The organism is Chryseobacterium sp. HNCC26DJ238, assembly GCF_057180465.1.
In genome coordinates this window covers 45,261-63,809 of record NZ_JBXUGI010000008.1, presented here as the reverse complement: position 1 = coordinate 63,809, position 18,549 = coordinate 45,261, and the positions used below count along the sequence as shown (strand labels likewise).

Sequence of the window (18,549 nt, the reverse complement as noted above, 5' to 3'; positions counted from 1 at the left end):
CAGATAACGCATATCCTTTAATTTAATTCCTTCAGCCCAAATATAAATATCTTAAAAGTAAATAAAGTGAAAGTTTCAAAATTAGCGGCGAACCTGATTGGTTCTGAAATTGTAAAAATTGGTAATGAAGTAAATGATTTAAAGGCAAAAGGAGCAGAAATAGCCAACCTTACCATTGGCGATCTGAATTCTGATCTGTATCCGATCCCGGCACAGCTGAAAGAAGAAATTCAGAAAGCGTATCAGAATAATTTAACAAATTATCCGCCTGCAAACGGACTTTTATCTTTGAGAAAAGAAGTTTCAAATGACCTTAAAAGGAGATGGAATCTTGATTATGATGCCAATGATATTCTGATTACGGCAGGTTCAAGACCATTGATTTTTGCCGTTTATAAAGTTATCGTTGACGAGGGTGATAAAGTAATTTATCCAACTCCGTCATGGAATAATAATCATTATGCATACCTTACTTCTGCCGATGCAGTTGAAGTAAAGACAACTCCGGAAAATAATTTCCTTCCGACAGCAGACGAACTGAGACCTCATTTGGACGGGGCTGTCCTTTTAGCACTTTGTTCTCCATTAAATCCTACCGGAACAATGTTTACAGAAGCTCAGCTGAGCGAAATCTGTGAAATGGTTTTAGAAGAAAATAGAAAAAGGGGAGCAGGCGAAAAGCCGTTATACCTCATGTATGATCAGATTTATTCTAACCTTACATTTGGTGCTAAACATGTAGATCCTGTATCTCTTTTCCCTGAAATGAGAGAATATACCGTATACATCGATGGTATTTCTAAATGTCTTGCTGCTACAGGAGTGCGTGTAGGCTGGGGATTTGGTCCTGCGCATATTATTGACAAGATGAAAGCTCTCCTGACCCATGTAGGAGCCTGGGCGCCAAAACCGGAGCAGGAAGCTACAGCAAAATTCTATGCCAATGCAGAACAGGTAGATACTTTTGTTGATGAGTTTAAGGATAAGCTGGAAGCAAGTTTAAAGGTTCTTCACAAAGGGATCCAGGACCTTAAAGGAAAAGGCCTTGCCATAGAAAGCATCGAACCGATGGGTGCACTGTACCTGACCATTAAAATTGATTATATAGGAAAAACCAAACCGGATGGATCTGTTGTTGAAAATTCTTCAGATCTTGTATTTTACCTGATCAATGATGCAGGAGTAGCACTTGTTCCTTTCTCAGCATTTGGTGAAGCCAAATCCGAGCCTTGGTTCAGGGCTTCCGTAGGCGGGCTGGATATCAGTGAAATTGAAGCTATGATGCCGAAGCTTGAAAGTGCGCTGAACAGTTTAAAATAATTTTTCAGTTAATAATAAATAAATGCTTCGACTTATCTTAGCGGGACATCAATTATAAATCTGTGAAATAACAGAGTATGTAAAAAATGTCAAGCGAGGGAAAGTCGAAGCATTTTACAATCCAGTAGTTAATTTTTGACAACCGACAAATTCATAACTTATGAAAATTATCGCCGTTATTCCGGCACGTTACGAAGCAAGCCGTTTTCCGGGAAAACTGATGCAGATTCTGGGTAAAGACACTGTGATTACCACAACCTATAAGAATGTTTTGGAAACAGGATTGTTTGATGAAGTTTTTGTAGCAACGGATTCTGAAATTATATTTAATGAAATTCAGGATCAGGGCGGAAAAGCTGTGATGACCGGTTCACATGAGACCGGGAGTGACCGTATCGCAGAAGCTGTTCAGAATATTGACTGTGATATTGTCATCAATGTTCAGGGAGATGAACCGTTCCTTAAAACAGAACCTTTAAAACAACTGATTGAAGTTTTTAAAGAAGATGACAATCAGGAAATTTCGTTAGCGTCACTTAAAATTAAGCTTACTGAAAAAGAAGAGATTGAAAATCCAAATAATGTTAAAGTAATTACAGACAACAATGATTTTGCCTTGTATTTCAGCCGTTCGGTAATTCCTTTTCACCGTGAGATTTCTTATGATGTGAGCTACTTTAAGCATATAGGTGTTTATGCATTCAGAAAGCACGCTTTGCTGCAGTTTTCAAAGCTGGAAATGAAACCTTTGGAAATTTCAGAAAAGATCGAATGCATCCGCTATCTGGAATATGGTATGAAAATCAAACTGATAGAAACCAGTTTTACAGGAGTCGGCATCGATACGCCGGAAGATCTCGAAAAAGCAAGAAAATTACTATCCGATAATTAATAAATTATAAAAAACGGATGCATCGGTAAAGTAATAAAGCCTTATATTTGAATTTATAAATTGATTGAATGAAGAAATTATTTTTAGTTTTCGTCCTGATATTTTCCCCTTTTTTTTTAGCGCAGACTGCTAAAGAAATTATTGATAAAAACATCGAATTATCCGGAGGACTAACGAGTTGGAAACTTTTAAATTCAGTATTGCTTCAAGGAAAAGTAATTTTGGGAATAAAAGATGAATATCCGATCAAAATTTATCAGCAGCGTCCGAATTTAACCAGGACTGTTCTTACGATCAATGGAAAAGATACTGCAATTGAAGGCTATGACGGAACAAAAGGGTATGCCATGAACTACGCAGCCAATAAACTTCAGGTATATCCGGAATATGTCTCAGAAAGTTTTGACAATGATTTTATAGACTGGGAAAATAAAGGTTTTGAAGCTAAATATCTGGGTAAAGAAAAAGTAGGGGATATCTATTGTCATAAAGTTGAACTGACCAAGAATGTCAATAAAAATCTATATTATTTTGATACTAAATCTTATATGCTTCTGAAAGAGGTGAAAAAAGAAGAAACATTAAATTATTCAGATTATAAAAAAGTAGGTAACTTGCTGATGCCTTTCAGAATAGAATCCTCAAGTTCCAAAAAAGACGGAGATTACGTTATTCTATTGAATAAAGTGGAGATTAATAAAGTATTTCCTGCCAATAGTTTTAAATTTTAAATTTCGCTAAAATCACAGCAAAGCTGTAAAATAAATAAAAAATGAAAAAAATATTTTTAATATTACTTTCTTTCGTAGCATTTTTTAACAGCTGCGCTCAGAAAAAGACCAGTGCTTCTAAAGCTAAAAGTAAAGAACTTATGGGAAAAACAATTTATGATTATAAAGTTGCAGCTCTTGAAGAAGGGAAAGAAATCAACTTTGCAGATTTTAAAGGAAAAAAAATTTTGATTGTCAATACCGCTTCAGAATGCGGATTTACTCCACAGTATGCTGACCTTGAAAAATTATCCAACGAATACAAAGATAAATTAGTTGTCATAGGATTTCCTGCAAACAATTTTGGAGGACAGGAGCCGGGTTCCAACGTTGAGATCGGTGCATTCTGCCAGAAGAATTATGGAGTAACATTTCCTTTAGCTGCAAAAGTATCTGTAAAAGGTGATGATACTGCACCGATTTTTAAATACCTGACTGAAAAAGAACTGAATGGAGTGAAAAATACAACCATCCTTTGGAATTTTACTAAATTTTTGGTAGACGAAAACGGTAAGCTGGTAGATTCTTTTATCAGTACTACAAAACCTACTGATAAAGCGATTACTAAATATTTACAGTAAAAATTTTTAAGATCAATATAATAAACTCCGCTCAGAACTTTTCTGAGCGGAGTTTTAAATATATAAACTGAACAAATTATTCATTACTTTTCTCTGCAAAACTGAAAATATTTCCCAGTTCAATGCTGGAATAGCCATTACTTTTTATTTTGCTTGAATTAATCATCGCTTTTGCCAGAATTTCTGTAGGTAAAGGTTTCTGGCTTTCAAAAAGTCCGATTTTGTTTGCGAATTTTATGATTCTGCTTCCCAGAACTTCTCCGGATCTTTCCGAATCTTTTCTTTCCAGTATTCCGGGTTTGAAAATGGTAATTTTATTAAAATGAAGTTTTTTTACTGCATCTTCCAGTTCGCCTTTCATTTTAGAATAAAATATTTTAGATTGAGGATTGGCTCCGTAGGAAGAAACTAAAATATAATCTTCGACATTATTTTCTTTAGCTGCTTCTGCAAACTGTAATTGATAATCATAATCCACTTTTCTTTGTGCTTCTTTACTTCCTGCATCTTTTAAAGTGGTTCCAAGACATGAAAATGCCACATCACCTTGTACAAAATTTTTCCATTCTTCAGGCTTTTCAAAATCGATGATATGTGTTTTTAGTTTTTCATTCTGAATGGATAAAGGTTTTCTGACAAAGACATTTACTTCCTCAAAATCCTTATCATTTAATAACTGGCTGACCAAATCTTTTCCTGTAGCGCCTGAAGCACCTATAACTAAAGCTTTCATAATAATTTAACTTAGATGTTGGAGAGATAACCTTTGTTACCTTTTCTTAAATTTACTAAATTTAGACCAAAGTTTAAAAATAGTAACCGGCAATTATTACTTGCTATTAAAATTATTACCCATTACCCATTACTTATTACTTATCACTTATGAACGCCAACGAGATTTTAGATTACTGCCTTACTAAAAGAGGAGTTACAGAAAGTTTTCCATTTGATCAGGAAACACTTGTGATGAAAGTAGGAACAAAAATGTTTTTACTGATGTCTTTAGAAAGACAGCCTGTAGGGATCAGTGTAAAAACAGATCCTGAATGGAGTGCAGAACTTCGCGAGCAGTACCCACAGATTACAGGAGCTTTTCACATGAATAAAACCCACTGGAATTCTGTCTCTCTGGATGGTCTGAAAAAAGAACTTGTTTTAAAAATGATTGATCATTCGTATGATCTTGTATTTAAATCTTTAACGAAAAAGGCGAAAGAGGAAATTGAGGATTCCTAAAATTATTTTTCATTCAATGTAATATGATTATTTTTATTATAATAATTACATTTATCAGGGAAACATAATTTTCAGACAGAATAATACCGGATTCACCGTTTTACCAGCTTACCATTTTGGATTAAATTATAATTTAGGTGAACAAACATCTCAATATCTTAATTTTAGCGTAAATTTTTTCGGAAGTGAAGATTACCTTTCAAATAATATGATTGTCAATCCTGATTACACTTTTAGTCAAACGATTCTGATTAAGAACAACAGCAGCTTATCTTCAAGTTTAGAATTAAGAAAATATCTGAAATTTTTAAAATCAAGATTGAGTCTATTAAGTTCTTATATGAACTCTGATTATGAAAACAGTATTAATAATCAGCGATTAATCAAAACTAAATTTACCAGTTTTAAAACAGGATTTGAAATGAAATCAGGATGGATGAAATCTATCAATTACGAATTAGGTTACGAATGGAATTTCAACAGAATTTCTTCTGATATAAATTCGAATCGTTATATCGATCAAAAAGGATTTGTAAATATGTATTTCACGGTAAATCCACAATTGAGAATAGAATCATCTGTAGAATATTATAAATTCGGAAATACCAGTCAGAGAACCACTCAGTTCTGGGATATTAAAGCAAATTATATATCAAAAAAATACAAGGTAAATATTTTTGTGCAGGGAAATAATCTTTTGAATTCAGATAGTTTTCAGCGATATTCGATATCCAATATTAGTGAGAGCCTGTACACTCAAAGGCTGATTCCACGTCACATCGTTTTTAGGAATCAATAAGAATTTTTAAAATTTAAAAATTTCCGTCAGCCTTTTATCTTCATCCAGTCTTTCAACAAGCTTTTCAATACCTTCAAATTTAATTTCTTCATGAAGGAAATCCCTGAATTTTACCGTGATTTTTTTATCATAGATATCTTCATTAAAATCAAGAATATAAACTTCAACAGTTAATTTCTCACCATTGACAGTGGGGTTTGTTCCTATGCTCAACATTCCTTTGTATTGTTGGTCATTGATTAAAACTTCTACGATGTACGCACCTTTCTTAGGCAAAAGTTTAATAGATTCAGTTTCAATATTGGCAGTTGGATAACCAATGGTTCTCCCCAATTTTTTTCCGTGGACAACTTTTCCTGAAACAGGGTAGGCATAGCCCAGCATTTCGTTTGCTTCCCTGATATTTCCTGATAAAAGAGCATTTCTGACCTTCGTAGAACTTATATTGTTCTCATGAATGTTGATGGCTTCCATTTGTTCAACCTCAAAATCAAGTTCGGCAGATAATTTTTGAAGCAGTTCAAAGTTTCCGCTTTTATTTTTTCCGAAAGAATGATCGTAACCGATGATGAGATATTTTACATTTAATTTTTCAATTAAAATCTGACGGACAAATTCTTCACCGGTGAGATTTCTGAATTCATCATCAAATTCTTTTAAGAATAAGTTCCTGATGCCGTATTTTTCCATCAATACTTTCTTTTCCTCAATGGTATTCAGAAGCTTTAACTCTTCATTGGGATTAAAAACAAAACGGGGATGCGGCCAGAAAGTGAGGACTGCCGTTTCCAGATCATTCACAGAACCTGCTTTTTTCAATTCGTTAATAATGTATCTGTGACCGAGATGTACACCGTCAAACATACCGAGAGACAGTGCTAAAGGCTTTTCAGAGCGGTAATCTTTAAAATTTTTGAAGATATTCAAAACAGAAAAATTTTGACAGCAAATATAAGTATAATGTAACATTATTACTGTAACAATTTACTAATGTAATAACGTGACGATAAAATTACCTGTTTTCCATAGTCATTTATTGGTAAATTGTCAGATTGATCTATAGCTGCATTGTGTAAAAAAGTATGATAAAAATCTTTTTTTTAGCAATTGCAGGTTTGTGAAGATTCATTATATTTGCACCAAGAAAAAATTTAGCAATGGCAAACCAAATTAAAGGAAAAATTTCTCAAATTATTGGTCCTGTAATCGACGTAGTTTTTAATAATGTGGAAGCGATTCCAAGTATTTATGACGCGTTAGAGATTATCAAAGGGAACGGTGAAAAAGTAGTCTTAGAGGTAGAACAACATATTGGTGAAGATACAGTAAGATGTATCGCAATGGATGCTACAGACGGTCTTCAAAGAGGGCAGGAAGTGATCGGATACGGAAATCCTATTACAATGCCAATCGGTGAAGCTGTAAACGGAAGACTATTCAACGTTGTTGGGGATGCTATCGACGGGCTTCAAAATATTTCTAAGGAAGGTGGTCTTCCAATTCACAGACCAGCTCCTAAATTTGATCAACTTTCAACTTCTGCAGAAGTTTTATTCACAGGTATTAAAGTAATCGACTTGGTTGAGCCTTACGCAAAAGGAGGTAAGATCGGATTGTTCGGTGGTGCCGGTGTAGGTAAAACGGTATTGATTCAGGAGTTGATTAACAATATTGCAAAAGGACACGGTGGTCTTTCTGTTTTTGCCGGAGTAGGTGAAAGAACGAGAGAAGGGAATGACCTTTTGAGAGAGATGTTGGAATCAGGAATTATCAAATATGGTGATGATTTTATGCATTCTATGGAAAACGGAGGTTGGGATCTTTCTAAAGTTGACCTTGAGGTAATGAAAGAATCTAAAGCTGCATTCGTTTTCGGACAGATGAATGAGCCACCTGGAGCAAGAGCAAGAGTTGCCCTTTCAGGTCTTACATTGGCTGAATACTACAGAGATGGTGGTGAAAGCGGACAGGGTAGAGATGTATTGTTCTTCGTAGACAACATCTTCCGTTTTACACAGGCAGGTTCTGAGGTATCTGCACTTTTAGGCCGTATGCCTTCAGCAGTAGGTTACCAACCAACATTAGCATCTGAAATGGGTGCGATGCAGGAAAGAATTACCTCAACTAAAAATGGTTCAATTACTTCAGTACAGGCGGTTTACGTACCTGCGGATGATTTAACTGACCCGGCTCCTGCAACTACGTTTGCCCACCTGGATGCGACAACAGTATTAGATAGAAAAATTGCTTCATTAGGTATTTACCCGGCAGTAGATCCATTGGCTTCTACATCAAGAATCCTTGCTCCGGAAATTATCGGTGAAGAACATTATAACTGTGCTCAGAGAGTAAAAGAAATTCTTCAGAGATACAAAGCACTTCAGGATATCATTGCAATTCTAGGTATGGAAGAACTTTCTGAAGAAGATAAATCAGTAGTTTACCGTGCAAGAAAAGTTCAGAGATTCCTGTCTCAGCCTTTCCACGTAGCAGAACAGTTTACAGGTCTTAAAGGATCATTGGTAGATATCAAAGATACTATCAAAGGATTCAACATGATTATGGATGGTGAATTGGATCACTTACCGGAAGCTGCTTTCAACCTGAAAGGAACGATCGAAGAAGCGATCGAAGCCGGACAAAAAATGTTAGCGGATAACGCTTAATTAGACGTAAGATAGTAGATAACAGACATGAGACTTTAGTGTTGTCTGAAATCTGAAATCTGAAATCTTCAAATCTAAATTAAAATGAATATAAAAATTTTAACACCAGAATACGTAGTTTTTGAAGGAGAGGTAAACTCTGTATTGTTGCCTGGAAAAAATGGTGAATTCCACATCATGAAAAACCACGCAGGAATCGTTTCTTCATTAGTTGGCGGTAAAGTTAAATTGTATACAAATTCTGTCAACGAATCTTTTGCAAAAAACTTTACTAAAGAAAATGAAAAAGACTCTGTTTTTTCTTACCCTATAAAAAGCGGTGTGATAGAATTTAATCACGATAAAGGAATTATCCTTTGCGAATAATTAAATTATAAGCTAAATATATTTTCAAGAAAGTGTAACTTTGTTACACTTTTTTTATGCCCTGTGAAATCTGATTTATGCAAAAAAGTTTAATCTTATTCTTTACAGCTCTGAGTTTTATATGGAATGCTCAAATTATTAAAACTAAAAGAGGAATTGTAAGTCTCGACGGAACTCACGTAGCCAAAATTACCAATAAATCTAATGAATATACATTTATGGATTTAAAGGAAACTCCCATTTTTACTGTTGAATTTGTTGATAAAAGTGTGGTAGACTCTGTGCGTGACAGTTATGTTAAAATCAACAGAGTATACAACCGTGAAAAAACATTGGATTTAGATTATATTTCACCATCAGCATTTTCGGGTGATGAGAAATCTGCAGTCTATACCTGTATAAAAGGATTAAAGATCATTGATGAAAGAGGAATCAATATCAAAAATCTGGATGAACTTTTTAAAAACATGCCCAAACGGAAACTTGACAGTAAAACCAAAGAAGCGTATACAACAAAAACAAAAATTGATAAGTTGAATCTTGAGGTTAACAGTGTCGGTGAAATTTTAAGCAATGGAGTTCCGGTTGGTTACTTTACAAATTTACCGGTCAGTTTTGGTTCTGATGACAGGATAACAGACAAAACTTTTGTTGATATTGAAATATATGATGCGAAAAGCAAATATATCGGGAAATATATCACCACTACAAAACAGATCAAAACTGCAGGTGGAAAAACTTTTACGTTATACAGAGAGATGTCCGGAAGAGCTTCCATTTTAAAATATCCAACCTATAAAGCAATTGCTGAACGCATGGCAATTATGGATCCTAATTTTATTAAAGTTCAGGAAAAGGTAATTGTTGGAGATGTTATCAAAGATGGAATTGAAAAAGATAAAAAATAAAATGAATGTTCGTAATTTGTAATAACTTAGTTTTTAACGCTTTGTTTGTCATTCAGTAGGAATCTCAACATTTTGAAAATAAAGCAGTTTAAATTCCTGCGGAAATCTAAGATTCGACGTAGTCAATAACAAAAGGACTGATGATCTTAGTATTATGATTAAAAATGGACATTCGTAAGATGACTTTTTTAAACAAATTTTTAATGGAATTGAGATAGTTGTTCCATAGAAACGGGCAGGTTGTCCTGTGCCTGTCGAAGGAATCCTGTTTTATACATTAAAACTTCAATCGGCATTAGTCAAAACTTTAAAAATCCTGAGAAATCACTCTTCAGTGATTTTTATTCATATTTTTAGAATAAGTTTGTAATTTTAAAAACTAAAACCAAAATATCATAAACTTAAAATTACTCCATTTTCTTTCAGTTGCTGCATTGGTTTTGAAAACCAGAATAATTCAAAATCTTCAATACTGTTTTCGAAATCTGTTTTCAGCTGTTGCAGAGTGATGCGTTTTGGATTTTCAAAAGTATTTTCCTGTAGGACTTTAAACAGCCATTCTCCTTTTTCCTGTTCAAAATCTACCGTAACAATATTTGTTTTTAAGTGGAACGTAATTCTCGTGTACGCCCAGGAGTTTTGTTTTTTTGTTTTTATGTAATTCTCAGCGATTACGTTTTTTTCCAGAAAAACAATTTTTGAATTCCCTTTGAAACTAAACGGGTCATCTTCTAAGAGTGAATCATGAATATAGTCAGGATGTATGGTTGTTTTGGGAATCTTAAAGTCAAACCAATTTTGCAGGGGCAATTCAAAATTGATTCCGTGCATAAAATTAAAGAGTGATTTTTTAAGACCAAAACTGAATTTGCTGTGATCGATACCCGTTTTATCTGTGAAATCAATATCATTGTTCGCGAAATTAATTTCCTGCCTGATCGGAACAACTCCGTATTCTTCAGGATTGATTCCTACAGGTGAATGTGCAGTCATTGCAAACTGATGCCAGAAGCCACTCTGCAAAATTCCCATTTCGAAAAGCTGACGGACCATCTCTAAAGAATCGACTGTTTCCTGAATGGTCTGAGTAGGGTAGCCATACATGAGATAAGCATGAACCATAATTCCTGCTTCCGTAAAATTTCTTGTTACACTTGCTACCTGATCTACTGAAACACCTTTTTCAATCAATTTCAGCAAACGGTCACTTGCCACTTCCAATCCTCCGGAAACGGCTACACATCCGGAAAGTTTTAAAAGAAAACAAAGATCCTGAGTGAAACTTTTTTCAAATCTGATGTTGGTCCACCACGTGACTACGAGATTTCTACGTAAAATTTCAAGAGCAACTTCACGCATTAAAGCCGGTGGTGCAGCTTCGTCTACAAAATGAAATCCTGTTTCTCCGGTACTTTGGATAAGTTCTTCCATCCGGTCGACGAGAATTTTTGCAGAAACAGGTTCATAAAGCCGGATGTAATCTAGAGATATATCACAAAAAGTACATTTACCCCAATAGCATCCATGCGCCATAGTCAGTTTGTTCCATCTTCCGTCACTCCATAAACTGTGCATGGGATTCGCAATTTCAATAACAGAAATGTACTGATCTAATTTTAAATCAGTATAATCCGGCGTTCCGACCTGTGCCTGTTTGTAATCGTGTTTTGCAGAATTATTTTTGTAGGTGACTTCGTCATTTTCAATTAAAAAGGTACGTTTGGCTTCTATAGGTTCAGCCAACGGATTTCTGATCATTTCATAAAGAAGTTCAAGTGGAACTTCGCCGTCATCCAGAGTAATAAAATCAAAAAATTCAAAGACCCTTTTATCTTTTACTTCACGAAGTTCTGTGTTTGGAAAACCTCCGCCCATTGCTGTTTTAATATCCGGATAATTTTCTTTGATCAATTTTGCACAACGGAAAGCTGAATATAAATTCCCAGGAAAAGGAACAGAAAAACAAACCAGTTTAGGTTGAACTGATTCCAGTGTTTCATGAAGAATTTTTAAAGTGATGTCATCAATAAAAGTTTGATCTGAATTTAATTTTGCATACAACTCGTCAAAAGAATTGGCAGATTTCCCCAATCTTTCAGCATATCTGCTGAAACCGAAATCAAAATCAACATGTTCAACGATATAATCAGATAAATCTTCTAAATACAATGTTGCCAGGTGTTTAGCTTTATCCTGCAAACCCATGTTTCCAAAGGCGAAATCCATATCATCAAGCTGATTGAAACGGGAAGCTTCCGGTAAGAAATTCATGGAGCAGATCTGTCTCGCCAAAGTAGGGTTTTTATTTTGCAAAAAAAGAATAACCTGATCAATGGTTTTAATGTATTCATTTCTTAAAGCATAGATCCGCTGAGTATTTTCTGAGCCGTTTTTAAGATCAGGATCTTTTGAAAAAATATTCTTAATTCCTTCTTTTGAAAATAGCTTCAGAATCACTTCAATCCCTAAATCGATCTGGAAGCTTGAAATATTTTTGGTATTCAGGAAACCTTTAATATAAGCTGTCGCCGGATAAGGAGTATTGAGTTGGGTGAAAGGTGGAGTAATAAGAAGAAGATCTTTCAAAAGTAATTTTTTGCAAATTTATGGGTTTAAATGGAAATGGAAGAAAATTTTTTGAATAAATAATTATAAAGCGATGTTTGTCCGTCCGTAAGAATTTCAACAAAGGACATCAAAACTTAATTCCTACGAAATGACAAACATATCACCGATCGTTGAAAAGGAATATGTATGTAGAGAATAAGTTTTATGATGATGATAAAAAATAAAAAACCGCCAGAGAACTCTAACGGTTTTAATTATTTAGTTGAAATCGAAATTACATTTGCTTGTACTCGATATTCATTTGTTTTTCCATTTCTGCGTAAGCTCCGGATTCTAATTTTTCCTTGATTCCTTCAAACGCTGCCAAAGTTTCATTGATTTCTGAATCGGTGTGGGAAGCTGTCGGAATTAATCTCAACAAAATCATTCCCTTTGGAATTACAGGATATACTACCACTGAAGTAAATACACCATAATTTTCTCTTAAATCTTTAGCTAATAGGGTAGCTTCAATTGTTGTTCCCTGGATGAAAACAGGTGTTACACAGGTATTTGTATTTCCAAGGTTAAAACCTCTTTCTTTTAATCCGTTTTGAAGCTTATCGACATTTTCCCACAATTTAGCTTTAATTTCGGGACGTGTTCTTAATAATTCCAATCTCTTCAATCCTCCGATTACCATCGGCATCGTTAAAGATTTAGCGAAAATCTGAGAACGGAGATTGTATTTTAAGAACCTGATAATGGTCTCATCTCCTGAAAGAAATGCTCCGAAACCGGCCATGGATTTTGCAAAAGTTGAGAAGTACACATCAATCTGGTCCTGACATCCTTGCTCCTCACCAGCTCCGGCTCCGGTTTTACCCAAAGTTCCGAATCCGTGTGCATCATCTACAAGCAATCTGAAGTTGAATTTTGATTTTAATTCACAGATTTCTTTCAGTTTCCCCTGCATTCCTCTCATTCCGAAAACCCCTTCAGTAACTACAAGAATTCCTCCTCCGTTTTCTTCCGCAACTTTAGTTGCTCTTGCAAGGTTTTTTTCTAAACTCTCAATGTCATTATGTTTGAATGTAAAGCTTTTTCCCATGTGAAGACGTACTCCGTCAACGATGCAGGCATGAGAATCTGCGTCATAAACAATGACGTCATGTCTTGTTACCAATGCATCAATTGCAGAAACCATTCCCTGGTAACCGAAATTTAAAAGATAAGCGGCATCCTTTTGAGTAAACTCTGCCAATTCTTTTTCCAGCTGCTGATGTTGCTGAGTTTCACCGGACATTGCTCTTGCGCCCATCGGATAAAACATTCCAAATTCTGCTGCAGCTTTAGCATCCGCTTCCAATACTTCAGGATGATTACACAATCCTAAATAATCGTTGGCACTCCAGAAAATCACTTCTTTACCCTGAAATTTCATTCTCGGACCAATTGGCCCTTCCAATTTTGGGAATACAAAATATCCTTCGGCATAATCTGCAAACTGACCTAATGGTCCGGGATTTTGTTTTATTCTTTCAAAAATATCTACCATTGTATGAGTACGTTTTATCTAAAAAAGCCTTTTGTGATTGACTAAAAGGCTTGATTTTTATTAATATATTTTTCTTATTTGATGAATTCTGTTTTGAAAACTTCATCGTAATTATGGAAACAGTTATTGATGAAGCCCTGCTCTTCCATCCATTTGTCGCTGTATACTTTTGTGATATAACGTGAACCGTGATCAGGATAAATCATTACAACAAAATCATTTTCTGTCAGTTCATGGGATTGGGCATACTGGATTAAACCCTGAGTAACTGCTCCTGTAGTGTAACCTCCCAAAATAGCTTCCTTTAAAGCAATCTCGCGGGTTCTGTAAGCAGACATTTCGTCATTTACTCTTACAAACTCATCGACTTTATCAAAAAGAAGGGCAGAAGGGATTAAATTTTTTCCCATTCCTTCAATTTGGTAAGGATGAACATCTTCTTTATGTATCTCTCCGGTTTCGTGATAACTTTTCAGAATAGATCCGTCAGCATCTATACCGATGATTTTAATATTTGGATTTTTTTCCTTTAAGAATTTTGCAGAACCGGATAATGTTCCTCCAGTTCCGGTACAGGCAAAAAGATGAGTAATTTTTCCTTCAGTCTGTTCCCAGATTTCAGGTCCTGTAGTCTGATAATGGGCATCAACATTCAATTCATTAAAATACTGATTGATATAAACAGAATTTGGGGTTTCGGCAGCAATTCTTTTTGCTACTTCATAATATGATCTCGGGTCATTCGCAGGTACATTCGCAGGACATATATATACTGTGGCACCAAGAGCTTTCAGATAAGCTATTTTTTCAGCTTTTGTTTTGTCACTTACGGCAAGAATACATTTATATCCTTTAATGATGCAAACCATTGCAAGTGAAAAACCCGTATTTCCGGAAGTTGTTTCTACAACAACAGAATCTTCCGTTAATAAACCTTTTTTCTCAGCGTTTTCAATAATATGAAGTGCGATTCTATCTTTTGTGGAATGTCCAGGATTATATGATTCTAACTTGGCATAAACTTTTGCAGGAATCTCTTTAGTTACCGTATTAAGTTTTACTAAAGGGGTGTTCCCAATCAAGCCAAGAATATTATCGTAAACATTACTCATTATTTGTTATTTTTCAAATAAAAATCTGACCGCAAAAATACAAAAAAATAAATAATTCTTAAACTTTTCAGAAATTATAAGTGTTGAAAGTAGAATTATCTGTTTTAAGCTTTCTGTAACAGCCGAAAAACGCCGACAAAAAGCACGCCAGTTTTTTAAATTTTGTTAAAATCTATATAAAATGAAGTAAAAACCTTATTTTCGCACTAATTGATTTTATACTATGAAAAACTGGACTTTTAGGCAATGGAACACCCTTCTCGGATGGGTGATTTTCGTCGTTGCATTTTTCACGTACTTATCAACAATAGAACCCAATTTTAGTTTTTGGGATTGTGGTGAGTACATTTCCTCAGCCGTAAAACTGGAAGTGACGCATGCACCGGGAGCAGCCCTGTTCCAGATTGTAGGTGCCGTTGCCGCAATGTTTGCATTTGGAAAAGGTGAAAATTATTCTGTTGTTATTAATGCAATGTCTGCATTATTCAGTGCATTTACCATTCTGTTTCTGTTCTGGACGATAACTCATTTTGTACGGAGACTTCTCAATAAAGATTTTGAAGAAATTACGAAGCATCAGGAAATTGCTATTCTCTTTGCGGGAGTGATCGGATCGCTTTGTTTCACCTGGTCAGATACATTTTGGTTCTCCGCTGTTGAAGGAGAGGTGTATTCTATGGCTTCCCTGTTTATTGCCATTTTGGTGTGGCTGATCACCAAATGGGAAAATGAATATAAAGAGTCTGACAATGAGCGTTGGATTATTCTGATCTTTTTTATTGTAGGCCTTTCTGTAGGGGTTCATATGATGTGTATGCTGGCAATTCCTGCAGTATGTTTAATATATTATGCAAGAAACTACGAGTTTACATGGAAGAATTTTTTATGGGCGAATGTGATTACTCTGGGGATTCTGATCATTGTTTTTAAGATTATTTTCCCGGTGATCATGTCATTATTCGGGAAGCTTGAGATATTCTTTGTGAATGGGGTGGGACTTCCTTTCCACTCAGGAACCATTGCCGGTTTTATTATATTGGTTGCTCTCTGTTATTTCATCCTGAAATATGCGAGACAGGCAAAGCAAAATATATATCAGACAGTTGCGTTATCTGTCGTTTATATGATGATTGGTTTCTCCTGCTGGATGGTAATTCCGATCCGTGCCAATGCCAATCCGCCGATGAACTTAAATGATCCTGATACGGCAATCGGTATGCTTGATTACTATAACAGGGAACAGTACGGAGACTGGCCTACAATCTACGGTCAGAACTATACTGCCTTTTTAGATAACAACGGGATTGAAAAGAATGAAGACGGAAGTTTTAAAACGACAAAAACCGGTGAAGTTTATGAAAAAGATGAAAAGACAGGGACTTATTTAAAGACCAGCGACCGTTTTAACTACGTATTTAATCCTTCGCATGTCAGCTTGATGCCGAGAATGTTTAATGAGGATAAAGGAGTGATGGGTAATTATATCTCGATGTATGGAGCTCCGGATTTCCAGTTTAATTATGGCAACGAAAATGTAGCGGATGATCCGCAGGCTAAACAGATTTTTGACGAACTCAGAGCCAAATATGAAGATAAATCAATCACAGTTCAGGATTATTTGAAAGTAAAGCCTTACGAACTGATTACAGTTCAGCGTCCTTCATTTGCTCAGAACATGGATTATTTCATTACTTTCCAAAACGGATACTACTTTATCAGATATCTGCTTTGGAATTTCGCAGGAAGACAGAATGATCTTGAAGGAAGCAGCGAAAATACAAGAGGAAACTGGATATCAGGTATTTCTTTTATCGATAATACCATCCTGGGAAATCAGGATGCGATGCCTTCTAAATTTAAAAATGAAAGTACGGTAGTCTTCTTCTTCTTACCTTTACTGTTAGGAATCGTTGGATGTTATTTCCAGTTTATGAGAGATTTCGGAAGATTTTACGCCTTGTTGTCTTTATTTATCTTAACAAGTGTGGGAATCGTTTTCTATACCGGAATGAAACCTTTCGAACCCAGAGAAAGAGATTACGCAGTAGTCGGTTCCTTTTATGCCTTTGCCATCTGGATAGGTCTGGGTGCAGGAGCAATTCTTTGGTATCTGCAGTCTAAAGTAAAATCTAATGCTGCGAATATCGGTTTTGGAGTTGTTTTAATGGCTATTCCATTGATGATGGGCTTTCAGAATTATAATGTTCACGACAGAAGCGGTAGATACACTGCTTATGATTACTCATATTCTGTATTGAAGTCTTTACCCAAAAATGATATTCTTTTTGTATATGGTGATAATGACACCTATCCGGTATGGGCAATGCAGGAAACTGAAAGATTCCGTGATGATGTAAAGGTTGTGAACTTTACACTTCTTTCAACCCCATGGAATATTGATCAGGTTAAAAGAAGAACGTACAACGCCGCTGGGATCCCAAGCCAGTTAACTCATGAAGATTACAGGGACGGTGTGAATGATCAGATCTATCTGATGAAAAAAGACGACTGGAAAAATATTCTAGCCAATCTTAAAGAATCAGGAGCTCCTGATAATCTGTTGCAACCGTTTGAGAAATATTTGGTTCAGGACTCAATGACCTTAAAGGAAGCAGTGAATTTCCTGAAGGTAAAATCTCCTGAAAAAGATGAAATTTTAAAAATGATCTTTGGTGAGGCGCGATATGAAAAGTACAATTTCCTTCCGGTATCCAAATTTATTTTGCCTGTCAATAAACAGAATGCTCTTAAAGCGGGAATTATCAATGCCTCCGATCTACCCAATACAGTTGATCAGATTATGATTGATTACAAATCAGGAACGTTATACAAAAATAACCTGATGATGTTTGATATTCTGGCCAACTTCGACTGGAAACGTCCAATTAATTTCTCTTCCGGAGGAGTTTATGAGAGTGAGAACATTTTCTTTTTAGATGATTATCTTCAGTTTGACGGCTTCAGTTACAGGTTGATTCCTGTGTATACACCAAGAAGCAGTGACGGAGAGATGGGGAGAGTAGATGCCAACTCATTATACAATGTTGTAAAAAACTTCAGATGGGGTAATTTTAAAGATCTGAATGTTCATTTCGATGAAACGGCCACTTCAAATATCATCAGCTACAGAAGTTCTGCGAGCAGGGCAGCTGCGGCTTTAGCATTGTCCGGACAGAAAGCCAAAGCGATCGAAGTTCTGGATCTTGCAGCAAAAGAGATTCCTGCAGAAAAATACAATGATCCGCGATCATTAAGTTCAATGGTTTACGGTTATATCGTTGCCGGGCAGGAACAGAAAGCGTTACAGCTGGCTGAAATTTTAAAGAAGGGAATTTTTGAAGAATATGATTATTATTTAACATTAAGTAAATCTGAACAGGCCTTTGCAGGAAGAGAGATGAGATCAAAGCCGATGGAATATTCTTTAGTAGTCACTGCAGTTACAGATGCTTATAAAAAAATAGGACAGAACGAAAAAGCATACGCTTATCTTGTAAAATCTATTGAACCGATCGATAAAAAATTCAACGTTTTTGTAAAAGATCTGCAGCAGATGGGTAAAGAAAAAGCGATGAAGGAGTCTGAAAAAGTGCAGACCATCACTCCTTTCTACCAGTATCTGTTTGATATTATGGAACCGTTTGATTCTACTTATTCAAAAGAAAAAGAGGATCAGATTACTTCATCCATAATCAAAGCAACACAATAAAACAAGTACATAAATACTTCAAAGCGGAACCTCGGTTCCGCTTTTTTTATTTTTGATATTCATAAATAATAGAATTATATTTGTG

At 35.4% G+C, this 18,549-nt stretch carries 15 protein-coding genes; 10 read left to right on the top strand and 5 right to left on the bottom strand.

What is annotated here, in order from left to right:
• Positions 1-66: 66 nt before the first annotated feature.
• From AC2A07_RS09240 to AC2A07_RS09225, 4 genes are all read left to right on the top strand, one after another.
• Complete coding sequence (locus tag AC2A07_RS09240; RefSeq protein ID WP_484050155.1) at positions 67-1,320, top strand: pyridoxal phosphate-dependent aminotransferase; 1,254 nt, start codon at positions 67-69, stop codon at positions 1,318-1,320.
• 160 nt (positions 1,321-1,480) lie between these two features.
• A complete protein-coding gene (gene kdsB / locus AC2A07_RS09235) occupies positions 1,481-2,212 on the top strand; it encodes a 3-deoxy-manno-octulosonate cytidylyltransferase (RefSeq protein WP_484050154.1) in 732 nt (243 codons plus the stop codon).
• 68 nt (positions 2,213-2,280) lie between these two features.
• Entirely contained in the window at positions 2,281-2,943 is a 663-nt protein-coding gene (locus AC2A07_RS09230) for a histidine kinase (RefSeq protein WP_314491210.1), read from the top strand.
• A 41-nt stretch (positions 2,944-2,984) separates the two neighbouring features.
• The gene (locus tag AC2A07_RS09225) at positions 2,985-3,563 is read left to right on the top strand and encodes a glutathione peroxidase (protein WP_484050153.1); all 579 of its coding nucleotides are present in this window, start codon (positions 2,985-2,987) and stop codon (positions 3,561-3,563) included.
• A gap of 76 nt (positions 3,564-3,639) precedes the next feature.
• Here the strand turns inward: AC2A07_RS09225 and AC2A07_RS09220 are convergent, their stop codons facing one another.
• Positions 3,640-4,296, bottom strand: coding sequence for an NAD(P)H-binding protein (locus AC2A07_RS09220; RefSeq protein ID WP_484050152.1), 657 nt, complete (start codon positions 4,294-4,296; stop codon positions 3,640-3,642).
• A gap of 149 nt (positions 4,297-4,445) precedes the next feature.
• Between AC2A07_RS09220 and AC2A07_RS09215 the strand changes: the two genes are divergently transcribed.
• A complete protein-coding gene (locus tag AC2A07_RS09215) occupies positions 4,446-4,799 on the top strand; it encodes an MmcQ/YjbR family DNA-binding protein (RefSeq protein ID WP_484050151.1) in 354 nt (117 codons plus the stop codon).
• Positions 4,800-5,007: 208 nt separating this feature from the next.
• Complete coding sequence (locus AC2A07_RS09210) at positions 5,008-5,598, top strand: hypothetical protein (RefSeq protein WP_484050150.1); 591 nt, start codon at positions 5,008-5,010, stop codon at positions 5,596-5,598.
• Positions 5,599-5,604: 6 nt separating this feature from the next.
• Here the strand turns inward: AC2A07_RS09210 and AC2A07_RS09205 are convergent, their stop codons facing one another.
• Positions 5,605-6,525 (bottom strand): bifunctional riboflavin kinase/FAD synthetase, encoded by a 921-nt coding sequence (locus AC2A07_RS09205; protein WP_484050149.1) that lies wholly within the window; start codon positions 6,523-6,525, stop codon positions 5,605-5,607.
• 230 nt (positions 6,526-6,755) lie between these two features.
• Here AC2A07_RS09205 and atpD point away from each other — a divergent pair, with 230 nt between their 5' ends.
• The 3 genes from atpD (at position 6,756) to AC2A07_RS09190 (ending at position 9,538) form a co-directional block, all read left to right on the top strand.
• Positions 6,756-8,264 (top strand): F0F1 ATP synthase subunit beta, encoded by a 1,509-nt coding sequence (gene atpD / locus AC2A07_RS09200; protein WP_314491194.1) that lies wholly within the window; start codon positions 6,756-6,758, stop codon positions 8,262-8,264.
• 84 nt (positions 8,265-8,348) lie between these two features.
• Positions 8,349-8,630, top strand: coding sequence for a F0F1 ATP synthase subunit epsilon (locus AC2A07_RS09195; protein WP_314491192.1), 282 nt, complete (start codon positions 8,349-8,351; stop codon positions 8,628-8,630).
• 77 nt (positions 8,631-8,707) lie between these two features.
• Positions 8,708-9,538: a hypothetical protein gene (locus tag AC2A07_RS09190; RefSeq protein ID WP_484050148.1), complete on the top strand. Its 831-nt coding sequence runs from the start codon at positions 8,708-8,710 to the stop codon at positions 9,536-9,538.
• Between the two features lie 393 nt (positions 9,539-9,931).
• Here AC2A07_RS09190 and AC2A07_RS09185 read toward each other — a convergent pair whose 3' ends face one another.
• The 3 genes from AC2A07_RS09185 to AC2A07_RS09175 all read right to left on the bottom strand — a co-directional run bounded on the left by AC2A07_RS09185 (position 9,932) and on the right by AC2A07_RS09175 (position 14,755).
• Positions 9,932-12,124 carry a B12-binding domain-containing radical SAM protein gene (locus tag AC2A07_RS09185; RefSeq protein ID WP_484050147.1) on the bottom strand — a complete coding sequence of 731 codons (2,193 nt, stop codon included), beginning with the start codon at positions 12,122-12,124 and terminating at the stop codon, positions 9,932-9,934.
• Positions 12,125-12,380: 256 nt separating this feature from the next.
• Complete coding sequence (locus tag AC2A07_RS09180; RefSeq protein WP_314491184.1) at positions 12,381-13,643, bottom strand: aminotransferase class I/II-fold pyridoxal phosphate-dependent enzyme; 1,263 nt, start codon at positions 13,641-13,643, stop codon at positions 12,381-12,383.
• 74 nt (positions 13,644-13,717) lie between these two features.
• Positions 13,718-14,755 (bottom strand): cysteine synthase family protein, encoded by a 1,038-nt coding sequence (locus AC2A07_RS09175; RefSeq protein WP_314491181.1) that lies wholly within the window; start codon positions 14,753-14,755, stop codon positions 13,718-13,720.
• A 223-nt stretch (positions 14,756-14,978) separates the two neighbouring features.
• Between AC2A07_RS09175 and AC2A07_RS09170 the strand changes: the two genes are divergently transcribed.
• Positions 14,979-18,464, top strand: a complete 3,486-nt coding sequence (locus tag AC2A07_RS09170; RefSeq protein ID WP_484050146.1) for a glycosyltransferase family 117 protein — start codon at positions 14,979-14,981, stop codon at positions 18,462-18,464.
• The last annotated feature ends 85 nt before the right edge of the window (positions 18,465-18,549 follow it).

Bases quoted from the DNA above. Each gene is read 5' to 3' on its own strand.
- kdsB (WP_484050154.1), top strand. From the start codon at position 1,481: ATGAAAATTATCGCCGTTATTCCGGCACGTTACGAAGCAAGCCGTTTT.
- AC2A07_RS09230 (WP_314491210.1), top strand. From the start codon at position 2,281: ATGAAGAAATTATTTTTAGTTTTCGTCCTGATATTTTCCCCTTTTTTT.
- AC2A07_RS09225 (WP_484050153.1), top strand. From the start codon at position 2,985: ATGAAAAAAATATTTTTAATATTACTTTCTTTCGTAGCATTTTTTAAC.
- AC2A07_RS09220 (WP_484050152.1), bottom strand. From the start codon at position 4,296: ATGAAAGCTTTAGTTATAGGTGCTTCAGGCGCTACAGGAAAAGATTTG.
- AC2A07_RS09215 (WP_484050151.1), top strand. From the start codon at position 4,446: ATGAACGCCAACGAGATTTTAGATTACTGCCTTACTAAAAGAGGAGTT.
- AC2A07_RS09210 (WP_484050150.1), top strand. From the start codon at position 5,008: ATGATTGTCAATCCTGATTACACTTTTAGTCAAACGATTCTGATTAAG.
- atpD (WP_314491194.1), top strand. From the start codon at position 6,756: ATGGCAAACCAAATTAAAGGAAAAATTTCTCAAATTATTGGTCCTGTA.
- AC2A07_RS09195 (WP_314491192.1), top strand. From the start codon at position 8,349: ATGAATATAAAAATTTTAACACCAGAATACGTAGTTTTTGAAGGAGAG.
- AC2A07_RS09190 (WP_484050148.1), top strand. From the start codon at position 8,708: ATGCAAAAAAGTTTAATCTTATTCTTTACAGCTCTGAGTTTTATATGG.
- AC2A07_RS09180 (WP_314491184.1), bottom strand. From the start codon at position 13,643: ATGGTAGATATTTTTGAAAGAATAAAACAAAATCCCGGACCATTAGGT.
- AC2A07_RS09175 (WP_314491181.1), bottom strand. From the start codon at position 14,755: ATGAGTAATGTTTACGATAATATTCTTGGCTTGATTGGGAACACCCCT.
- AC2A07_RS09170 (WP_484050146.1), top strand. From the start codon at position 14,979: ATGAAAAACTGGACTTTTAGGCAATGGAACACCCTTCTCGGATGGGTG.